Source organism: Actinoplanes derwentensis, assembly GCF_900104725.1.
GTDB classification, from domain to species: Bacteria; Actinomycetota; Actinomycetes; order Mycobacteriales; family Micromonosporaceae; genus Actinoplanes; species Actinoplanes derwentensis.
On record NZ_LT629758.1, the window covers coordinates 5097719 to 5114829 of the forward strand.

Sequence of the window (17111 nt, forward strand, 5' to 3'; positions counted from 1 at the left end):
TCATGACCGGCGCTGTACATCGAGCCCGCAGGATCACCATGTGGAGCCTCGCGTGCGCCCTGCTGCTGGGCTGGTTCGGTGCCTTCGCCGGCATCGGCACCGACCTCGCCGAGGACCGGTTCGAGCCGGTCCCGGCCGTCGTCGCCGGGCTCGGCCTGATCGTCTTCACCTGGGCGATGACGTTGCTGGTCCGGGCGCTGTCGGTCGGCTGGACCGGGGACAGCCGGGCCAGCCGCAGGTATGCGGCGATCGGCGCGGCCGCCGCACTGTTCGTGATGACCGTGCAGAACGCCAGCCCGGCCGGCTGGGGACTGGTCGCCATCTGCTGGATCAGTCTCGCCCCCATCCGCACCGGGCGGGTCGCCACCGCACTGATCTCGGTCGGCACCGCTGTGGTCTGCACCGTCCTCTACCGGTTCAACCCCGGGCCCGAGCCGATCGAACTCCGGGCCGTCGCGCTCATCTACCTGATCATGTGCCTGACCCTGCCGTACGCCAATCGGCTCTGGATCTGGATCCTCGACCTCGCCGAGATGGCGCATGCCAGCAAGGACGCCGAGGCCCGGCTCGCGGTCACCGAGGAACGGCTGCGGTTCGCCCGTGACCTGCACGACCTCGTCGGGCACAGCCTGTCGGTGATCGCCGTCAAGAGCGAACTGGCCGGCAAACTCGTCACCCGCGACACCGACCGGGCGGCGAATGAGATGGCCCAGGTGCGAGGGCTCGCCCAGGACGGTCTGCGGCAGATCCGGGAGGCGGTCCGCGGTTACCGGGTGCTGGACCTGGCCGACGAGATCGCCAGCGTGCGGGCCATCCTGGAAGCCGACGGTGTCCGCTGCAAGATCGACCTGCCGGCCGGCGTCGTCGACCCGGCCGCCGCCGGGCCCTTCGCCTGGGTGGTCCGGGAGTGCGCCACCAACATCCTGCGGCACAGTTCCGCGACCTGGTGCACGGTGACGTTGCGGGCCGCCGACGGGTCCGCGGTGCTGGAGGTCGTCAACGACGGCGCGCCCGCCACGGTCCAGGTCGGCACCGGCCTGGCCGGCCTCTCCGAACGTCTCACCGCGATCGGCGGTTCCCTCACCGCCCAGCCCACCGGCGACGGCCGTTTCCTGGTCCGGGCCGTGGCCCCCGCTCACGAACCCGAGGTCGTCGCATGATCCGCGTCCTGCTGGCCGACGATCAGCATCTGATCCGTGAGGCTCTGGCGATGATGCTGGAGTTCGAGGAGGACCTGACGGTGGTCGCGCAATGCGGTCGCGGCGACGAGGTGCTCGACGCGGTCCAGGCTCATCAACCGGACGTGATAGTTCTGGACATCGAGATGCCCGGACTGGACGGCCTGTCGGTGGCCGAGCGGCTGCCCGGCCAGGCCATGCTGATCCTGAGCACCTTCGCCCGCCCCGGTTACCTGCGCCGGGCGATCGCCGCCGGAGTCCGCGGTTTCATCCCGAAGGACGCCTCCAGCGCCGAACTCGCCGCCGCCATCCGCAAGATCCACGCCGGCGGCCGTTACCTGGACCCCGAACTGGCGGCCTCCGCGATGATGGCCGGCGAGAACCCGCTCACCGACCGCGAACGCGACACTCTCGCCCTGGCCGCCTCCGGGGCCTCGGTCGCCGACATCGCCGCCCGGCTGCACCTGAGCGAAGGCACGGTCCGCAATTACCTCTCCAACGCGATCACCAAGCTGGGCGCCGCCAACAGAATGACCGCCATCCACCACGCCCAGCGGATGGGCTGGCTCTAGCCTTCGGCGCCCGTGAAGGGCGAGCCACGGTAACCGCTATCCGACCGGCCGCGGAATGAGCAGCCACCGGGCGAAACAACCCGAGTCGCCGAGACTGGTGTAGGACCAGGCCTCGACCCGGTAACCGGCACTACGGGCCGGAATACTGAGCCCGGTGTCCGCGTCCTGCGCTGGCGCTCCGTGTTCCGCGGGCGTGTGCCCCGCTCGCGGTGCCAGCAGTTCCATCGCATATTCACCGGCCCCGTCGCAGGCAGAACTGAAAAGCGCGAGCCGCCCACTGGGCACGTCGATGAGAGCACTGGATTCGGCGGGCGCCCCCGCGAAACGCAGAGCCGCGGCCACGACTTGCGAATAGTCGTCACCGGACGCCTGAACAACGGCGATGACACCACCGCCGGATTCGAAGACCTCCATCCAACTGTCATCCCGCACGACATTGTCCCCACCGACCACAGCCGCCACACCACCACCGACCGCGATGCTGACCTCCGCCGGCCCCAGGTCGACGATCCGATCGAAGTATTCGTCGTCACTCGCCCCGAGCCAGCGATCCCGAATACCGAAGTCGACAGCCAGATACGGCTCCCCGTTGCTCCAGAGCCGGCCGATATGAGTCCATTCGCTTTCCACGGCACGAGTATCCGCGACGCCCGTTCACACAGCACACCGCCCTTGAAACCGCCGCCCACAACCTCCCCGCCCTCAGCTTCCGGCCCGCCCGACGACAGCCCGGTAAAGGCTCCGGAAAACCAACCGCCACAACGCAACCTTTGCGGTACGCCCGCCACCTCCCACAACCACAAGAAGATTTTGTCCGCGAGAACCGGAGCCCGATGTTCGCCACGTTCGGCGCCACCTCGCGCTCCCGGTCCCCGCAGATGTTCGGCAGAATGAGCGCCACTTGTTGACCGTCGGGAGTCAGCGGCCGGATTGACACCGGGGCGGCATGTCACCCTGCGTAGACGCCGATCGCGAAGTTGGACCCACCGTTGACGCGCGCTTCTTGCCGATGGGAGGGCATCTCTTGCACCTCCCTGCCCCCGAACTCATCGCAGCGCCTCTACGAGGTCGGTAGCGATCTCGAAGGTCGGTGCCGCCCTTCCGGTCTCGTCTGCGTTCAGCGCGATGTGCTCGACGCGGGCCAGCATCTCCGTTGCGGTTTCCGGGTCATGGAGCGTCATCGCCAGTTCTGCGCGGTACACCAGAACCTCGACGTGGGTGACGGGGTCATCGTCGGCCTGCGGGCGGGCCAGCGCGCTGTCGAGGATGCGGGCTGCCTGGCCGGCGTCACCCTTGGAGTCGGCCAGCACGATGGCGTTCGCCAGCACCTTGGCGAGTCGTCCGGTGGGTGCGGGTGGCGGCGTGGGCATCGTGGCGGGCTTCTGGAAGACGCGGATCCAGTTGCCGCCCGGGTCGATGACGCTGAATCCGCCCAGCCCGTCGGCGTTCTTGCGAGCCCGGTCCGGCGATCCGGGTGTCACGTCGACGTGCCTGCCGGGTGCGCGGTCGAATCCCAGCAGTGACCATCCTGCGGTCTCGACCTGCCACCGCAGCCGGGGCGCGAATGGGGGCATGTGCGGGTTGAGCAGGGCCTCGCGGCGCTGCATCCACGCGCGCGGGTTGTCGTCGCGGGCGCCCTTGACGCAGAACGGCCTGCCGGTGCCGGTGTGCAGGATCGCCACTACATCGGCGACCGACCCTGCCTCCACCGGTTCGACCTCGGTCACGGGACCGGTCTGTTCATGGACGGCGGCGTGCACCTCGGCGGGCAGTGAATGCCAGGAAACGTGAGGCACAGGACCGGATTCCCCTCGTCGATGGTGTGCGACCCAGAGTAGGCCGCACACCATCGACGGTCCGACTACCTGCGCGTGGGACTGTCGTGGCATCCGGCGTGGCACTGGTGGCAGTCACTGGCCGCGGCGCCGGCAGGTCGTCACAGCAGGACCTCGGATACATGCCGATCCGGCTCAATCAGGTCATGCACGGCTGGGCCGACTACTTCCGGCACGCCGTCGCAAAGGACACCTTCAGCATGCTCAAACCCAGCGAGTGCCGGACCCGGACATAGATCAACGCGGTCCGGCGCCGCGGATCCGGGCGGCATACGGACGTCGGGCTGCGGGCCCGTGGGGAGCGGTGGCTATGTCGCTGGGGTGGGTTTGATCTCGACGGGGATGCCGTTCAGGACGCTGTTGCCGGACAGCGGGTCGATGGCCAGTTCGTCGGTCAGGATGTTGGAGTTGACGCCGGGAGTGGTCGCGGCCACTGACAGGCGGGTGCCGGGGAGGTCGTGGCCCCAGCCGTGCGGGAGGCTGGCGACTCCGGGCATCACGGCGGCGGTCACCTCCACCGTGGCGGTCAAGGTGCCGGCTCGGGACGTCACCTGTGCGGACTCGCCGTCGGTCAGGGACAGGCGGATGGCGTCGGCGGGGTTCACCTGGAGGGTGCAGCGGGCCCGGCCCTTCATCAGAGCCGGGACGTTGTGCATCCAGCTGTTGTTGGAGCGCAGGTGGCGGCGGCCGATCAGGACCATGTCGGCGCGGTCGCGGGACAGGGACTCCCGTAGACGCGCGGCCTCGGCGGCCAGTGGTGGCGGGCAGAGTTCCACCTTGCCGGACGGGGTGCGCAGGGCTTCCGGGAGACGTGGCTGCAAGGGGCCCAGGTCGATGCCGTGCGGGGCGTCGAGCAGGCGCTGCAGCGAGAGTCCGCCGGGGTTCGTACCGAAGCCGTCGCCGTAGGCGCCGGTCCGCAGGGCCACGTCGAGGAGACGCTCGGCGGGGTGCGCGCCGGTGACCAGCGCGTGTGCCGAGTCGGGGACCCGTGTCAGTGCCTGGTGCAGCAGGTGGTCGTGGAACACCGACGGGTCCGCGTCGTCCTGGCCGGACAGGATCAGGGACAGGCGGGCCAGGATGTCGCACTCGTCGGGGATACCGGGTTCGGGCGGGAGGACCGGCGGGGAGTACGCCGCGAAGTTCCGCACCGCCAAGGTCAGGAACGCGAAGTCGTAGTGGCCTTTGCGGACCGAGTCGGTGGGTGGCAGTACCACGTCGGCGTGCCGGGTGGTCTCGTTCAGGTACGGGTCGACGCTCACCATGAAGTCCAGGCCGGTGAGCGCCCGGTCGAGGCGGCCGCTGTTGGGGGTGGACAGCACCGGGTTCCCGGCGATCGTGATCAGGGCGCGGACCTGGTCGTCGCCGGGGGTCTCGATCTCGTCGGCGAGGGTGGCGACGGGGAGTTCGCCCTTGACTTCGGGCAGGCCGCGAACCCGGCTGTGCCAGCGCCCGATACGGAAACCCTTACCGGGACGGGCGGCGCCGGAGGTGTGCGCGGCAAGGGGGAACATCACCCCGCCGGGACGGTCCAGGTTGCCGGTCAGGGTGTTGACCACGTCGACGAGCCAGCTCGTCAGGGTGCCGAACTCGACAGTGCAGGTGCCGATGCGGCCATACACGGCGGCGGTGGGGGCGGCGGCCAGTTCACGAGCCAGCGACCGAATTCGATCGTCCGGAATGCCGCACATCTCCGACACCAGGGCGGGCGGGAAGTCCAGCGCCAGCGCGCGCACCGCATCCACGCCGACCACATGTCCCGAGACATCGCCCAGATCGACCAGGTCTTCGTCGAACAGGGTGTGGACGATCGCGAACAACAGCAGCGCGTCAGTGCCCGGAAAGATCGGGATGTAGTCGGAGGCGGCGGCAGCGGTCCTGGTGCGCCGAGGGTCCACCACCACGAATCTTCCGCCCCGGGCCAGCAGCGCCTTGAGCCGTCCCGGAAAGTCGGCGGCGGTGGCCAGGCTGCCGTTGGACTCCCACGGGTTAGCGCCGAGAACGAGCAGGAAGTCGGTGCGGTCCAGGTCCGGAACCGGGATGATGTTGGGATTGCCGAACAGGTAGCCGCACGAGACGTGCTTGGGCATCTGATCGACGGTGCTGGCGGAGTACACGTTCCGGCTACCGAGCGCCCGGATCAGCGGCGGGACGTAGAGCCCGCCCGACATGGTGTGCGCGTTCGGGTTGCCGAGGTAGAGGGCGAGCGCCTGTGACCCGTACCGATCAAGCAATGGCCGCAAACCCTCGCGGACCGCGCGGAAAGCCTCCTCCCAGCCCACCTCGACGCCGTTGACCAGCGGACGGCGAAGCCGGTCCGGATCGTCGCTGAGCTGCCCGAACGACGCGCCTTTGGGGCAGACGAAGCCGTGGCTGAAGACGTGTTCCCGGTCGCCGCGGGCGGACACCACCCGGTCCTCGTCAACGGTCAGCTCCAGGCCGCAGGCGGCCTCACAGAGTGGGCATGTCCGGTACGCGGTCCGCACAGTCAGCCTCCCGACGCTGGGTTACCGATCAGTATCCTGACACGAATCCGAGAAACACTGAAAGAACCGTATGCCTGCCGGACATGTTCGAAGGTGGACCCTGTGAACGTGGACTCGCGCCGGGCGCGGTTCGAGACCCTGGCGCCGGCGGTGATCGATGCCGTGCGCCGTTATCTGGCCCGGCGCACCGATCCGGCGACCGCTGACGACGTGCTGTCGGAGACGTTGCTGATTTGCTGGCGGCGCTTGGACGAGATGCCGGAGGAGCACCTTCCCTGGGCGTACGGGGTGGCAAGGAACTGTCTGGCGAACGCCGAACGAGGCCATCGCCGCCAGTTCCGCCTGCTGACCCGCATCTCCCGGCTGGACCCGCCGCCGCAGGTGGCCGACGGACCAGCCCCGGAGGACGGCGACTTGGCGCAGGCGATGAAAGAACTGACCGTGAAAGACGCCGAGATCCTACGGCTGTGGGCCTGGGAGGATCTGCCGCCCGCACAGATCGCGGTGGTCATGGGCATCACCGCGAACGCCGCCTCGATCCGCCTGCACCGGGCGAAGGAAAAACTCCGGGACGCGTTACGAAAGAACGATGACCTCGCCGGACATGAGGAGTCGACAGAGAGGAGACGGTCGTGAACGACGACGACGAGCTGCGAGGGCGCCTGCGCCGCGTGGACCCGGCGGCAACGCTTGCACCGGCCGCTCCGGAACAGGTTCGGCAGCTCACGGAGGAAGTCATGTCCCGTACCACCACCCGCCGCTGGGCACTGCCCGTCGCCGCCGCTCTCGTGCTGCTCGCCGGTGGAACCGCCTGGGCGATGACCCGTCAATCGGAGGCCCCCACCGTGCCCCTCGCTCAGCCCGCATCCCAGGCCGCGTCGCAAGCCGCATCGCAGGCCACGTCAAAAACGGTCAAGCTCACGGCATCCGGGATCGCCGCGAAATGCATCGCACCGACGTCCGCCCGGCTGGCCGAGGCCCCGGACTTCGCCTTCGAGGGCACCGTCGACAAGATCGACGACAACGTGGTGACGCTCGACGTGACCAAGGTGTTCAAGGGCGACCCGGCCGACACCGTCCAGGTCGAGCAGCAGTCCGATGAGATCTCGGTGCAGATGATGGGCAGCGGCAAGTTCGAGATCGGCAAGAACTACCTGGTCGCTTCCGAAGAGGGCCGGGTCTGGCTCTGCGGTTACAGCGGTGAGGCCGACGCGTTCGGTCTCCGCGACCTTTACGACGCGGCTTTCTGAACCGGTTCGTCCACGACCGGATGACGCAGGCCCGGGTGGTCCGCCGGCAGGTTGCGGCGGATCACCCACCAGCTCACCGCCAGGCAGGCGGCCACCAGCGGCCCGGACAGCGCGACCCGCGCCCCGGCCAGCGCGGCGGTCAATCCGGCCTGGTAGAGCGGCAGGAACACGGCGACCCGGATCACGTACTGCGCGACCCAGACCCAACTGCCGCGGGAGTACGCCTTGAGCAGCACCGGGTCGCGCCGCCACCGGGTGCGCTGGCCCAGCACGGTGCCGACCACGATGCCGAGCAGCGGCCAGCGGATCACGATGCTGATCACCCAGGCGAGCACACTGGCGCCGTTGCTCAGCAGTTGCAGCAGGAAGAAATCATTGGCGTTGCCGGTGTAAAGCGCGATCAGCGCCGCGATACAGACGACGAAGAGACCGATCAGCACTGCGCGCGGCTTGTCGCCTTTTCGCAAGCGCCACACCGAGAGCCCGATCGCGGTGAGCACCGCCACGATCGCACCGGCCCAGATCGACTGCCCGAACGCGAGCCACCCGGCCGCGAACCCGACCGCGGGCAGTGACGCGTCGACCGCGGCCCGCCGCCCGTTCAGCAACTCCGCCAGCGATTCCGGTTGCGCCATGTCCACCCGCCCCTTGAGGTTAGGCGAGCCTAACCCGAGAGGCTTCGGTACGGAACACCGAGGGTCCCGTGCCAGTCACGCGAGGTGGGACCGGGTCCGGGCCGACTCGCGGCCGCCGGGTGCGAATGCGATGGTCACCGTCGGCGGCCCAGCGATGGTCACCGTTTACCGGGCAGGAGTCCCGCCGAACGCATCGCGGTCCGCAGCGGATCCAGCGGCTCCCCCGCCGGGACGGTCAGCGTGGTCCGCGGCTGCTGTTCGGCGTTCAACGGGCTCATTCCCCACGGGTCGGCCGGCTGCCGCAGTCCCAGAGCGGCCACCGCGTCCGGCAGCCCGGCACCGGTGCGATGGCGATCGCCCAGTGCCAGCGGCCGGCAACTGCCCTTGATCAGTGCGAACAGCCGGTCCACCCGGGCGGCGTCGCGAGCCGTGAACCGGCCGCCGCGGAAATCCGGGTGGTGGGCCAGGAGCAGGGCGGCCAGACCGGTCACGTACGGGGCCGCGAACGAGGTGCCGTCCCAGGCCGCGTAGTGCGACGGCGGCACCGACGAGACGATCGCCACTCCGGGCGCGCACACGTCGATCTCCGGTCCGTGACAGGTGAACGACGCCGAGAAGTAGCCGTCGACCGTCGGTGACCCGTACACCCGGGTGGCGTGGTGGCTCTCCGGCGGGTATTCGCCCAGCTTGCCGATCGCGGCGACCGCCAGCACCCCCGGCATCGAGGCCGGGAACCGCACCGGGCCGGCCGAACTGCCCGCCGCCGCCACACAGGCGATCCCCGCCTGCCGGGCCTGCTCGATCTTGCGGGCGACCAGTGGGGAGAACTGTGCGCTGCCCAGACTCAGGTTGATCACGTCGACCTGCTCGGCGAGACAGTGGTCGATCGCCTCGATCAGGTCGCTGAACCGGCCGCCCGGGAAGATCCGGCAGGAGTGCAGCACCGCCTCCGGCACCACCCCCACGACCCCGTGCCCGTCGTCGGTGCCGCCGATGATCCCCGCCGCGTGGGTGCCGTGGCCGATCCGGTCCTCCCACGAGTCCCGGTCGCCTTCGACCCGGCCCCGCAGGTCCGGGTGGTCCATCGAGGCTCCGGAGTCGACGATCGCCACCCGTACCCCATCACCGCGGAAGGTCGGCGGCAGCGCGTCGAACCGCAGCGACCGGCGGGCCCAGCCGTCCAGCGGGCGCTGCGGGAAACCGGGAAACGTCTCTTCGAACGACGGGCAGACCACCAGGTTCGGGGACTCCCCGCTCAGCGCCGGCCGGCCCAGCCAGACCGCCCAGTAGTCGTACTGCGGTTTGACGTGCACGCCGTCCAGCGGCAGCATCCCGGCCGGGACGTCGATCGCCACCCGGCCGTCGGCGCGGGTCACCCCGCGCAGTGGGAACACCTCGTTCATCAGGTAGACCTCGGCGCCCGGAAGCGGCCGGCCATCACTGCCGGTCACCAGGAACGACAGGCGGGCCACCTCGCCGGGCGGGATCACCCCCGGATCCGCCGCCGGGCACGCGTAGTTGAGTACCAGGTCCGGTTCGACGTGCACGGCACCCGTGACGGTCAGCATCGCGGCCCGGTCCGCGTCCATCTCCACGACCGCGAACGTCGGCGCGGTCGAGACGACCCGGTGCACGGTGGCGGCGGGATCCTCGGCCAGGTGGGTGAAGAAGTCCTTGTGCGGCGCGCCGAGCGGCGCCACCAGGTAGCGCTCGCGCCGGGAACCGACCGGGACGGCGGAGGGATGCTCGGTCATCACAATTCTCCGATCGGGTCGGCCGGGCTCCGAAACGAGCCCGGCCGTTTCTCTCACAGGGCCGGCAGCCCTGCCGTTCGTTCACGGCCGTTCTTCACAGGGCCGGCAGCCCCGGCACGGTCGCGCGCAGATGCTGGACCGTGTGGAACACCGCGGCCGACTGGTGCAGGGAGGCGACGTACTGGCGTGCCGTGTACTGCTGAACCGCCGTGACCAGCCCCGCGGCCAGGGCGGCGGCCTGCGGCAGGGCCGGAGTGGCCGCCTCCAGCCAGCGGTAGCAGAGCTGAATGCTCGCGGCGGCCGGCTGCCGCATCACTTCGACGTTCACATGGCCTGCTGGAACATCGGCGGCTGGAACATCTGCTGGTGCGGCATGCCGTACATCGCCATCGGGTTGCCCTGCGGCATCTGCCGGGCCATCATCATCTGCTGCATCTGCTGGGTGACGGCCTGCTGCACCTGCTGAGCGATCATCTGCTGAAGGTGCTGCTGGTGCATCATGTGCATCATGTGCGGGTGCATCATCGGCATCATCTGCATGTGCATCATCTGCGGGGACGTCATCATCTGATCCGCCATCCCCATACCCATGTTCATGTTCATGCCGCCGTTGGGTGCGAATGCTGCCGTGCTCATGGCCGTTCCCCCTTCGTCATGCGGGCGATCCCCGATGATCGTCCCGCCTGCCGAGACGCAACGTAATCGACACAATTCGGAGAGTTGTAAAGAGCCGCCGAAAACGGTGCACCAGGACGTCCAGGCGAGGACAATCATTTGGTCGTACGGCAGCACCGAAGCCCGCGCGGAGCCAGGATCACCGGCCGCTTCTCGGTCCGGGACGGTATCCCCACGCCGGGTTTCGCCGGCCACCGCATTCGGCCCGGCGGGGATAGGCTCAGCGACATGACTACCGGGTCGGCGTCACGCCATGCACGGATCGGTTACCCGGCGCTCCGCTGAGCGCCGCGCGGGCTCCGCCCTAATCGTTGTTGACCAGAGGTTTGACGTGTCAACTACGACAGGAGAAACCATGCCCACCAAGACACTTCATGTCCCCACCGTGGACGGCCGGGCCGACGCGTTCGCCGCCTTTCCCGACGGCGGCGGGCAGTACCCTGCGGTCCTGATGTACCCGGACGGTTTCGGGCCCCGGCCCGTGCTGCGAGAGATGGCTCTTGAGCTGGCCGGACACGGCTACTACGTGCTCGTCCCGAACTTTCTCTACCGGCACGGCCCGGCGCCGGTGATCCCGCTGCCCGAGTACATCGGCGCGGACACCCGGGACGCCGTCTTCGCCGACCTGATGCCCTTGATCCAGGCTCACACCGCCGAACTCGCCGTGCGTGACGCCGACGCCTACCTCCGTTTCCTCGCCGCTCAGCCCGAGACCGATGACGGCCCGATCGCGGTGACCGGCTACTGCATCGGCGGTCTCCTGGCGGTGCGCACCGCGGCGGCCCACCCCGGCCGGGTGGCGGCCGTCGCCGCGTTCCACGCCCCGGTCGCGGCGGGCGGCCCGGAACTGCTCGCCGAACTGTCCGCCGCGAAGGTCTATTTCGGGCACGCCGAGTCCGACATCACCCCCGCAGCCCACGGCGAACTCGAAAAGGCGCTGACCGGCGTCGACCACCTGTCCGAGATCCTTCCCGGCACCGTGCACGGTTTCACGATGGCCGACACCGACGCCTTCGATCCGGCCGCACTGCGACACCACTGGGACCGGCTTCTGGCGCTGCTCGGGCCTCAGGTGCCCCAGGCCTCGAATTCGTAGATTCGCGCGGCCGGATCTCCGTTCTGAGTCGGGGTGGTGATCGACAGGCGGGCGTAGCGGGCCGTCGCCGTGACCGGGTGGCTGGTCGTAGCGGCGGTGTTGCCGGTGGTGGTGACGACGGTCTGCCACGGGTCCGAAGCGGACGAGCGGACGACGATCGTGAAGTCGCGGGTGTTCCACGCCGTGTTCTCGCCTCCGGTGGCGGCGTGTTTCACCACGAACTCGGTCACGGCCCGGGGTGAACCCAGGTCGATCTCCAGCCACTTGGCGGAACCGAGCGAACACCACTTGTCGGTGACGCTGCCGTTGACCGCTTTCGCCGCTCCCTCGGACGTGGCGCACTGGGAGTCGGCGGTGGCCGGCTGGTTGAGGGCCAGGTTCGACGCGACCGGGGTGTCGCTCCAGGTCAGGTCGGTGGTGACCGGGGTGGAACGGCCACCCTCGGGGCTCACCGCTTCGACCTCGACGGCTGTGGTGTTCTCCGCGCCGACACGGTCGAGCCGGGGAACGAAGTAGGCGTCGCCGGTGGTGCCGCCCAGGTGGGTGCGGGTGCCGTCCGGGTTGCGGCGGAAGACGTCGTAGTGGTGCACCGGGCCGTCGGCCGCGGTCCAGGCCAGACGGGCCGTCTTTCGGGTCGTCGACACGTCGGTCTCCCCCAGGACCGTCAGGCCGGACACCGGGGCGGCTGAGTCGACCGGGCCGTCGTACACCGCGAGCCGGCCGACCTGAATCGCATAGGTGTCCACCGAACCCTGCGCACTCAGACCGAGTTGCGCGACCGTTCGTCCCGCGTACCCGGAAAGATCCAAGGTTTTGGTCTCCCAGCCCGTGCCGGTGGTGTCGCCGAGGCCGAGGTGGTGGAAGGTGGCCGGGTCGTCGGTGAACGAGACCGCCGCCGACAGGTGCGTGGCGCCCGCCGCCGGAGTCTTGACCACGACCGACAGGCGGGTGCCGGCGGTCACCGGAAGCCGGGTCTGGTAGAGCCGCACCGTGTTGGTGGCGTCCAGACGGCCGGAAAGGCGAAGGGAGCTGCCGCCCTCGTACGCGTCGGTGAAGTCGATCGCCGGGGTCAGCTTCGTGCCGGTGGACTGGACGATCCAGCGGTAGGTGGGCGGGACGTCCTGCAATGCCAGGTTGTTCCAGCCGGTGCCGCCGAGACGTTCGCCGCCGACCGCGTAGAAGTCGCCGTGACCGGCGTTGAAGCTGGTCACGAACGGTTTGGTGGTCACCGGCGTGGCCTCGGCGACGTAGCTGGCGAGCCCCTTCCACGACGAGGTGGTGGCCGTGTTCGACGGGTCGCCGTTGGCACCCACCCAGTACCGGGCGTCGCGTGTGTAGAAGTCGGCGCGGGACGTCGACGACTTCCAGGTCCACTCCGGCCGGTAGAGACCCAGGCCGGTGACGTGCGGCTGGCCGTCCGGGAACACCGAACTCCACGGCACCGACGAGTTGTAGCCACTGGCCTCGGTGTCGATCCCGGCGTACAGGTCGAACTCGCTGCGCCCGAGCGCCCGGGCATTGGTCCGGGACGCTGTCTGCTTGGCCGCGCTCCAGCCGAAGTCCAGGAACATCGAGTCGGCGACCCGGGACGTGCCGTCCTGCAGGAACGCGTCGTTCGCCGAGTTCAGCCCGTCCTGCCAGGACACCGGCCCGCTCTCGGTCATCGCGTCGTACCACATGAACTCGACCGGTCCCCGCGACCGCGCGTACGTCATGGTGTTACGAACCTCGGTCGCGAGTTCCGCGTTGCCGCCACCGGTCTCCTGGTTGATGAACCAGCCGTCGAACCCGTAATGCTGCGCCACCTGCACCAGTTTGTCGGCCACCGGATAGGTGCTGCCGGACTTCTGCACGAAATCGCGCACCCACTGGATCTGACCACCGTAGGCGGCCGGCGGGAAGAACACCGTGCCGTAGACCTTCACCCCGTTACGGTGCGCGGCGTCGATGACCGGCGCGTTCGGCGCGAGAATCAGCCCCTCACTGGCTGAACCGCCCCAGAAGACCAGGGTGTCGATGTACTGCCAGTACGGAAAGGCGTAATAGTTCGCGTCCAGCGCCCCCTGCGACGGATTACCGGACGTAGACGCGAAAGAGACCAGCGAAGCGATCCGCCCCTCACCGGCACGCGCGTTCGGATTGGCTTTGAGCGCCGGATCCGAGACACGCTCGGCGAGCGGAACCCCGGACCGGTTGAACCGGGCATCCGGATCAGCGGCCGGATCCCAGTTCAGAAGGCTGTTCGGATGCCAGTACGACGCATACGGCTGGTTCCCGGCCGCGACCGCCGGGGCGGCCCGCACGGGTGGCGCGGCCGCGAGCGTGACCGCCGCGGCGAGGCCGGCGATCAGTAGACGTGACGGTCTCATCGTGGTCTCCCCCTATCGATCAAACTCGGTCAATACTTTCACGTCGATCGATGAATGGCGGGTGCTGCGGCTAAGATCACCGGCATGCCGCAAACCGGCTGGTCACCGACCGAGGACCAGAACAGGCGGCTGCTCCGCGCCCGCGACACGATGGACCGTGACTTCGCCGGCCGGCTCGACCTGCCCGCGCTCGCCAAGGTGGCGCTCATGTCCGAGGGGCACTTCAGCCGCACCTTCCGCACCACCTTCGGGGAGACCCCGCACCGCTACCTGCAGCGCCGGCGCATCGAACGGGCGATGTCCCTGCTGCGCGACCCGGCCAGCTCGGTGACCGAGGTCGGCCTGCGGGCCGGTTTCGAAAGCCTCGGCGCGTTCAGCCGCGCGTTCCGGGCCGTCGTCGGAGTGTCGCCGTCGCAGTACCGCGATCGGCGGCTGGCCGCCGCCGCGCCGGTGTGCTTCGTGAAGACCTGGCTGCGACCGGTCAGTTTCGGCGAAGCGCCCACCCCTGGCCCGCCCGTACCGTGAGGTCATGTTCACGGCGATCACGATCACCACGGTCCGGGTACTCGACCAGGACGAGGCTCTGGATTTCTACGTCGGCAAGCTGGGCTTCACGATCGACTCCGACGTCGACATGGGGTTCATGCGCTGGCTGACCGTCTCTCTCCCGTCCGACCCCGGCCGGCAACTGCTCCTGGAGGTGCCCGGCCCGCCGGCGATGAGCGAGGAGACCGCCGCGCAGGTGCGTGACCTGCTCACCAAGGGTGCCCTCGGCGCCACGGCGATCCTCACCACCGACGACTGCCAGAACGTCTACGACAAACTCCAGGCCCAGGGCGTCGAGTTCACCCAGGGCGTCGAGGTCCAGCCCTACGGCATCGACTGCGCCTTCCGCGACCCGTTCGGCAACCACATCCGCGTGACCCAGCCCTCCGAACGACCATCCACCATCACCGACGACGACATCGCCCGCTGGGGCGGCCCGATCGAAAACTGACAATAACCCCGATTTTGTACGATCTCCCCCGCCACTCGTGCCCACCCCGCGAGGCGGGCACGGCTCCCGGTCACCCCGCGACCGCCGGGCGGAATGCGAACGAAGTCGAATTCATCAACGCCTGCCATTGGAGCGGTCGCGATCGGGCGATGTGGATCGCCAACCATGCAGGGCCAGCCGATCGCCTCGGCTGATGGCCGCTGTGGAGGTATTCCGAATCGTCAGCGTCTTCGGGAGCGGAATGCATGAGAAGGGCCAGGTGACGGCGGAGACTTCAGGGACGGGAATCGGCGGGCTGGACGGTGCCGTCGGTGGGCGTACCGGCGGCGAAGTGGAGTCGGAGCACCGCACCGCCGGAAGGTGGGGAAAGGGTTTCGAAAGAGGCCGCCGCCCGGCGGGCGATGTCCAGGCCCAGGCCGGTGGAACCGCCTCCGGAAGCGCCCCGGCGGGAGGCCTCCGGGGGGAAACCGGGGCCGAAGTCGGCGACGGTGAGTTCGGCGCCGCCGGACGGGACGGCTGCCAGGGTCACCGAGAACGGGGTGCCGTCGGGGGTGTGGGCGAAGATGTTGCCGAGCAGGGCGTCCAGTGCGGCCGCCAGGTCGTCGGCGGCCACCGCGACCGGCAGCGGGGTGGACGGCAGCTGCTGGTGGACGGCCCGGCCGGTGTCCTCGGCCAGTACCGCCCAGAAAGCGACCCGGTCGGTCACCACCGCGGTGGCGTCGCAGTTCGCGGCGGCGGGAGTGACGGCGGCGCGACGGGTCTGCTGGATGACCGCGGTGACCGCGCGGGCCACCTCGTCGGCGGCTGCCGCCACCCGGGACGACTCCTCCGGGTCGTGCAGGGCTTCCGCTTCCAGGCGTAACGCGGTCAACGGGGTGCGGAGTCGGTGGGACAGGTCGGCGACGCGTTCCCGTTCGGTGGCGAGCAGGTCCTGGATGCGACCGGCCAGGTGGTTGAGGGCGCCGGCGACCTCGCGTAGTTCGGGTGGGCCGGCCGGTTCGGCGCGGGCGTCGAGGTCGGCGGAGGCCAGACGATGTGACACCGCCGAGAGTTGACTGATCGGGCCGGTGATGGCGCTGGCCAGACGGTCGGCGACCAGCAGGCCGAGCAGCACCAGCACCAAGCCGAGCGCGGCGAGCAGGGCCCAGGCGCGGGTCACGCCACGGGTCAGTTCCTCCGCTGGAACCAGGGCGCGGATCACTGTCGTGCCGGCCACGCCGATCACCGGGACGACCACCTCACGCCCGGCACCGACGGCGACCGTCAACGCCTCGCCGCGCGTGCCGGCCAGCCGGACGCCGGGGGTGCGCTCGGCCGGTGCGCCGAGCACGGTGCCGTCCGGCAGGAAGACGGTGACCGGCACGGCCTGGGCGGACACGATCAGCCGCAGGCCACCGGCTTCCCCGGCGCCGGCGAGCGGCACGATCGACTGGATCACGTCGGCGGCCCGGCTGAGCGCCCGGTCCTCGGCGACCTGCCGCACCAGCACCGCGAGCGGCACCAGGAAGGCCAGCAGAACCAGCACCATGGTCGACGCCACCAGCAGCGTGAGTCGCGCCCTCACGAGAGGTCACCGGACGGGCCGCTCAGACGCACCCCGACACCACGGATGGTGTGCAGGTAGCGCGGCTCCTGCGCCGTCTCCCCCAACTTGCGCCGCAACCAGGACAGATGCACGTCGACGGTCTTGTCGGCCCCGCCGTAGGGCACCTGCCACACCTCACTGAGCAGTTCCCGCTTGGTGACCACCTGCCCGGCCCGCAACGCCAGATGGTGCAGCAGGTCGAACTCGCGGGGCGTCAGCTCGATCACGCCGCCGTCCAGGCTGACCGAACGGGCCGCCTGGTCGATGCGCAGCCCGCCGACCTCGAGGACCGGGGACGGCTCGGCCGATCCGCCACGCCGCAGCACGGCCCGGATCCGGGCGTCGAGCTGGGCGGCGGTGAACGGCTTCACCACGTAGTCGTCGGCTCCCGCGTCGAGCAGCCGCACCATCTCGGTCTCCTCGTCGCGAGCGGTCGCCACGATCACCGGAATGGTGCTGACCGCTCGCAACATGCGCAGCAGCTCACGCCCGTCGAGGTCGGGCAGCCCCAGGTCGAGGACGATCAGGTCGGGCCGCTCGGCGAGAGCCGTCTGCAGCCCTTCCATGGCGGCCGACGCCGCCGCCACCGCGTGCCCGCGCTCCCGCAGGGCACGCAGCAGGGTGGTCCGGATCGCCGGATCGTCCTCGATCAGCAGGAGTCTCGCCACGCCTGCACGTTAGC

At 69.7% G+C, this 17111-nt stretch carries 18 protein-coding genes; 8 read left to right on the forward strand and 10 right to left on the reverse strand.

Going from position 1 to position 17111, the window contains the following annotated elements; translation table 11 throughout:
* The first annotated feature begins 2 nt into the window (after positions 1–2).
* Positions 3–1160 (forward strand): sensor histidine kinase, encoded by a 1158-nt coding sequence (locus tag BLU81_RS22485; RefSeq protein WP_092546476.1) that lies wholly within the window; start codon positions 3–5, stop codon positions 1158–1160.
* On the forward strand, positions 1157–1750 hold the full coding sequence (locus BLU81_RS22490) for a response regulator transcription factor (RefSeq protein WP_092546477.1): 594 nt from the start codon (positions 1157–1159) through the stop codon (positions 1748–1750). Before BLU81_RS22485 ends, BLU81_RS22490 begins: the two co-directional genes overlap by 4 nt.
* Positions 1751–1786: 36 nt before the next feature.
* Here the strand turns inward: BLU81_RS22490 and BLU81_RS22495 are convergent, their stop codons facing one another.
* Both BLU81_RS22495 and BLU81_RS50825 read right to left on the reverse strand, forming a co-directional pair.
* Positions 1787–2380, reverse strand: coding sequence for a hypothetical protein (locus BLU81_RS22495; protein ID WP_092546478.1), 594 nt, complete (start codon positions 2378–2380; stop codon positions 1787–1789).
* Positions 2381–2796: 416 nt separating this feature from the next.
* Positions 2797–3477 carry a hypothetical protein gene (locus BLU81_RS50825; RefSeq protein WP_231954702.1) on the reverse strand — a complete coding sequence of 227 codons (681 nt, stop codon included), beginning with the start codon at positions 3475–3477 and terminating at the stop codon, positions 2797–2799.
* A gap of 176 nt (positions 3478–3653) precedes the next feature.
* Between BLU81_RS50825 and BLU81_RS22505 the strand changes: the two genes are divergently transcribed.
* On the forward strand, positions 3654–3821 hold the full coding sequence (locus BLU81_RS22505) for a group II intron maturase-specific domain-containing protein (RefSeq protein WP_231954703.1): 168 nt from the start codon (positions 3654–3656) through the stop codon (positions 3819–3821).
* Positions 3822–3893: 72 nt separating this feature from the next.
* Here the strand turns inward: BLU81_RS22505 and BLU81_RS22510 are convergent, their stop codons facing one another.
* Positions 3894–6068: a molybdopterin-dependent oxidoreductase gene (locus tag BLU81_RS22510; protein WP_092546479.1), complete on the reverse strand. Its 2175-nt coding sequence runs from the start codon at positions 6066–6068 to the stop codon at positions 3894–3896.
* Positions 6069–6170: 102 nt separating this feature from the next.
* Between BLU81_RS22510 and BLU81_RS22515 the strand changes: the two genes are divergently transcribed.
* A complete protein-coding gene (locus tag BLU81_RS22515; protein ID WP_092546480.1) occupies positions 6171–6704 on the forward strand; it encodes an RNA polymerase sigma factor in 534 nt (177 codons plus the stop codon).
* Entirely contained in the window at positions 6701–7318 is a 618-nt protein-coding gene (locus BLU81_RS22520; protein WP_092546481.1) for a hypothetical protein, read from the forward strand. Before BLU81_RS22515 ends, BLU81_RS22520 begins: the two co-directional genes overlap by 4 nt.
* Here BLU81_RS22520 and BLU81_RS22525 read toward each other — a convergent pair.
* The 4 genes from BLU81_RS22525 to BLU81_RS48500 form a co-directional block, all read right to left on the reverse strand.
* Positions 7300–7953 (reverse strand): DUF3159 domain-containing protein, encoded by a 654-nt coding sequence (locus BLU81_RS22525; protein WP_092546482.1) that lies wholly within the window; start codon positions 7951–7953, stop codon positions 7300–7302. The two genes, BLU81_RS22520 and BLU81_RS22525, sit on opposite strands and share 19 nt — an antisense overlap.
* Before the next feature lie 158 nt (positions 7954–8111).
* Positions 8112–9707 carry a S8 family serine peptidase gene (locus BLU81_RS22530; RefSeq protein ID WP_092546483.1) on the reverse strand — a complete coding sequence of 532 codons (1596 nt, stop codon included), beginning with the start codon at positions 9705–9707 and terminating at the stop codon, positions 8112–8114.
* A gap of 94 nt (positions 9708–9801) precedes the next feature.
* Complete coding sequence (locus tag BLU81_RS22535; protein ID WP_092546484.1) at positions 9802–10035, reverse strand: hypothetical protein; 234 nt, start codon at positions 10033–10035, stop codon at positions 9802–9804.
* A complete protein-coding gene (locus tag BLU81_RS48500; protein ID WP_157751739.1) occupies positions 10032–10481 on the reverse strand; it encodes a hypothetical protein in 450 nt (149 codons plus the stop codon). Before BLU81_RS48500 ends, BLU81_RS22535 begins: the two co-directional genes overlap by 4 nt.
* A 256-nt stretch (positions 10482–10737) precedes the next feature.
* Here BLU81_RS48500 and BLU81_RS22545 point away from each other — a divergent pair, with 256 nt between their 5' ends.
* The gene (locus BLU81_RS22545; RefSeq protein ID WP_092546486.1) at positions 10738–11478 is read left to right on the forward strand and encodes a dienelactone hydrolase family protein; all 741 of its coding nucleotides are present in this window, start codon (positions 10738–10740) and stop codon (positions 11476–11478) included.
* Here BLU81_RS22545 and BLU81_RS22550 read toward each other — a convergent pair.
* Complete coding sequence (locus tag BLU81_RS22550; protein ID WP_092546487.1) at positions 11451–13847, reverse strand: endo-beta-N-acetylglucosaminidase; 2397 nt, start codon at positions 13845–13847, stop codon at positions 11451–11453. The two genes, BLU81_RS22545 and BLU81_RS22550, sit on opposite strands and share 28 nt — an antisense overlap.
* 84 nt (positions 13848–13931) lie before the next feature.
* On the opposite strand from BLU81_RS22550, the gene BLU81_RS22555 reads away from it, so the two are divergent.
* Both BLU81_RS22555 and BLU81_RS22560 read left to right on the forward strand, forming a co-directional pair.
* Entirely contained in the window at positions 13932–14372 is a 441-nt protein-coding gene (locus BLU81_RS22555) for a helix-turn-helix domain-containing protein (protein ID WP_092557483.1), read from the forward strand.
* Between the two features lie 4 nt (positions 14373–14376).
* Positions 14377–14844 carry a VOC family protein gene (locus tag BLU81_RS22560; RefSeq protein WP_092546488.1) on the forward strand — a complete coding sequence of 156 codons (468 nt, stop codon included), beginning with the start codon at positions 14377–14379 and terminating at the stop codon, positions 14842–14844.
* A 274-nt stretch (positions 14845–15118) separates the two neighbouring features.
* On the opposite strand, the gene BLU81_RS22565 is transcribed toward BLU81_RS22560, so the two are convergent.
* Positions 15119–16408, reverse strand: coding sequence for a HAMP domain-containing protein (locus BLU81_RS22565; RefSeq protein WP_092546489.1), 1290 nt, complete (start codon positions 16406–16408; stop codon positions 15119–15121).
* On the reverse strand, positions 16405–17097 hold the full coding sequence (locus BLU81_RS22570) for a response regulator transcription factor (RefSeq protein ID WP_092546490.1): 693 nt from the start codon (positions 17095–17097) through the stop codon (positions 16405–16407). The genes BLU81_RS22565 and BLU81_RS22570 overlap by 4 nt, the downstream gene beginning before the upstream one ends.
* Positions 17098–17111 lie beyond the last annotated feature (14 nt).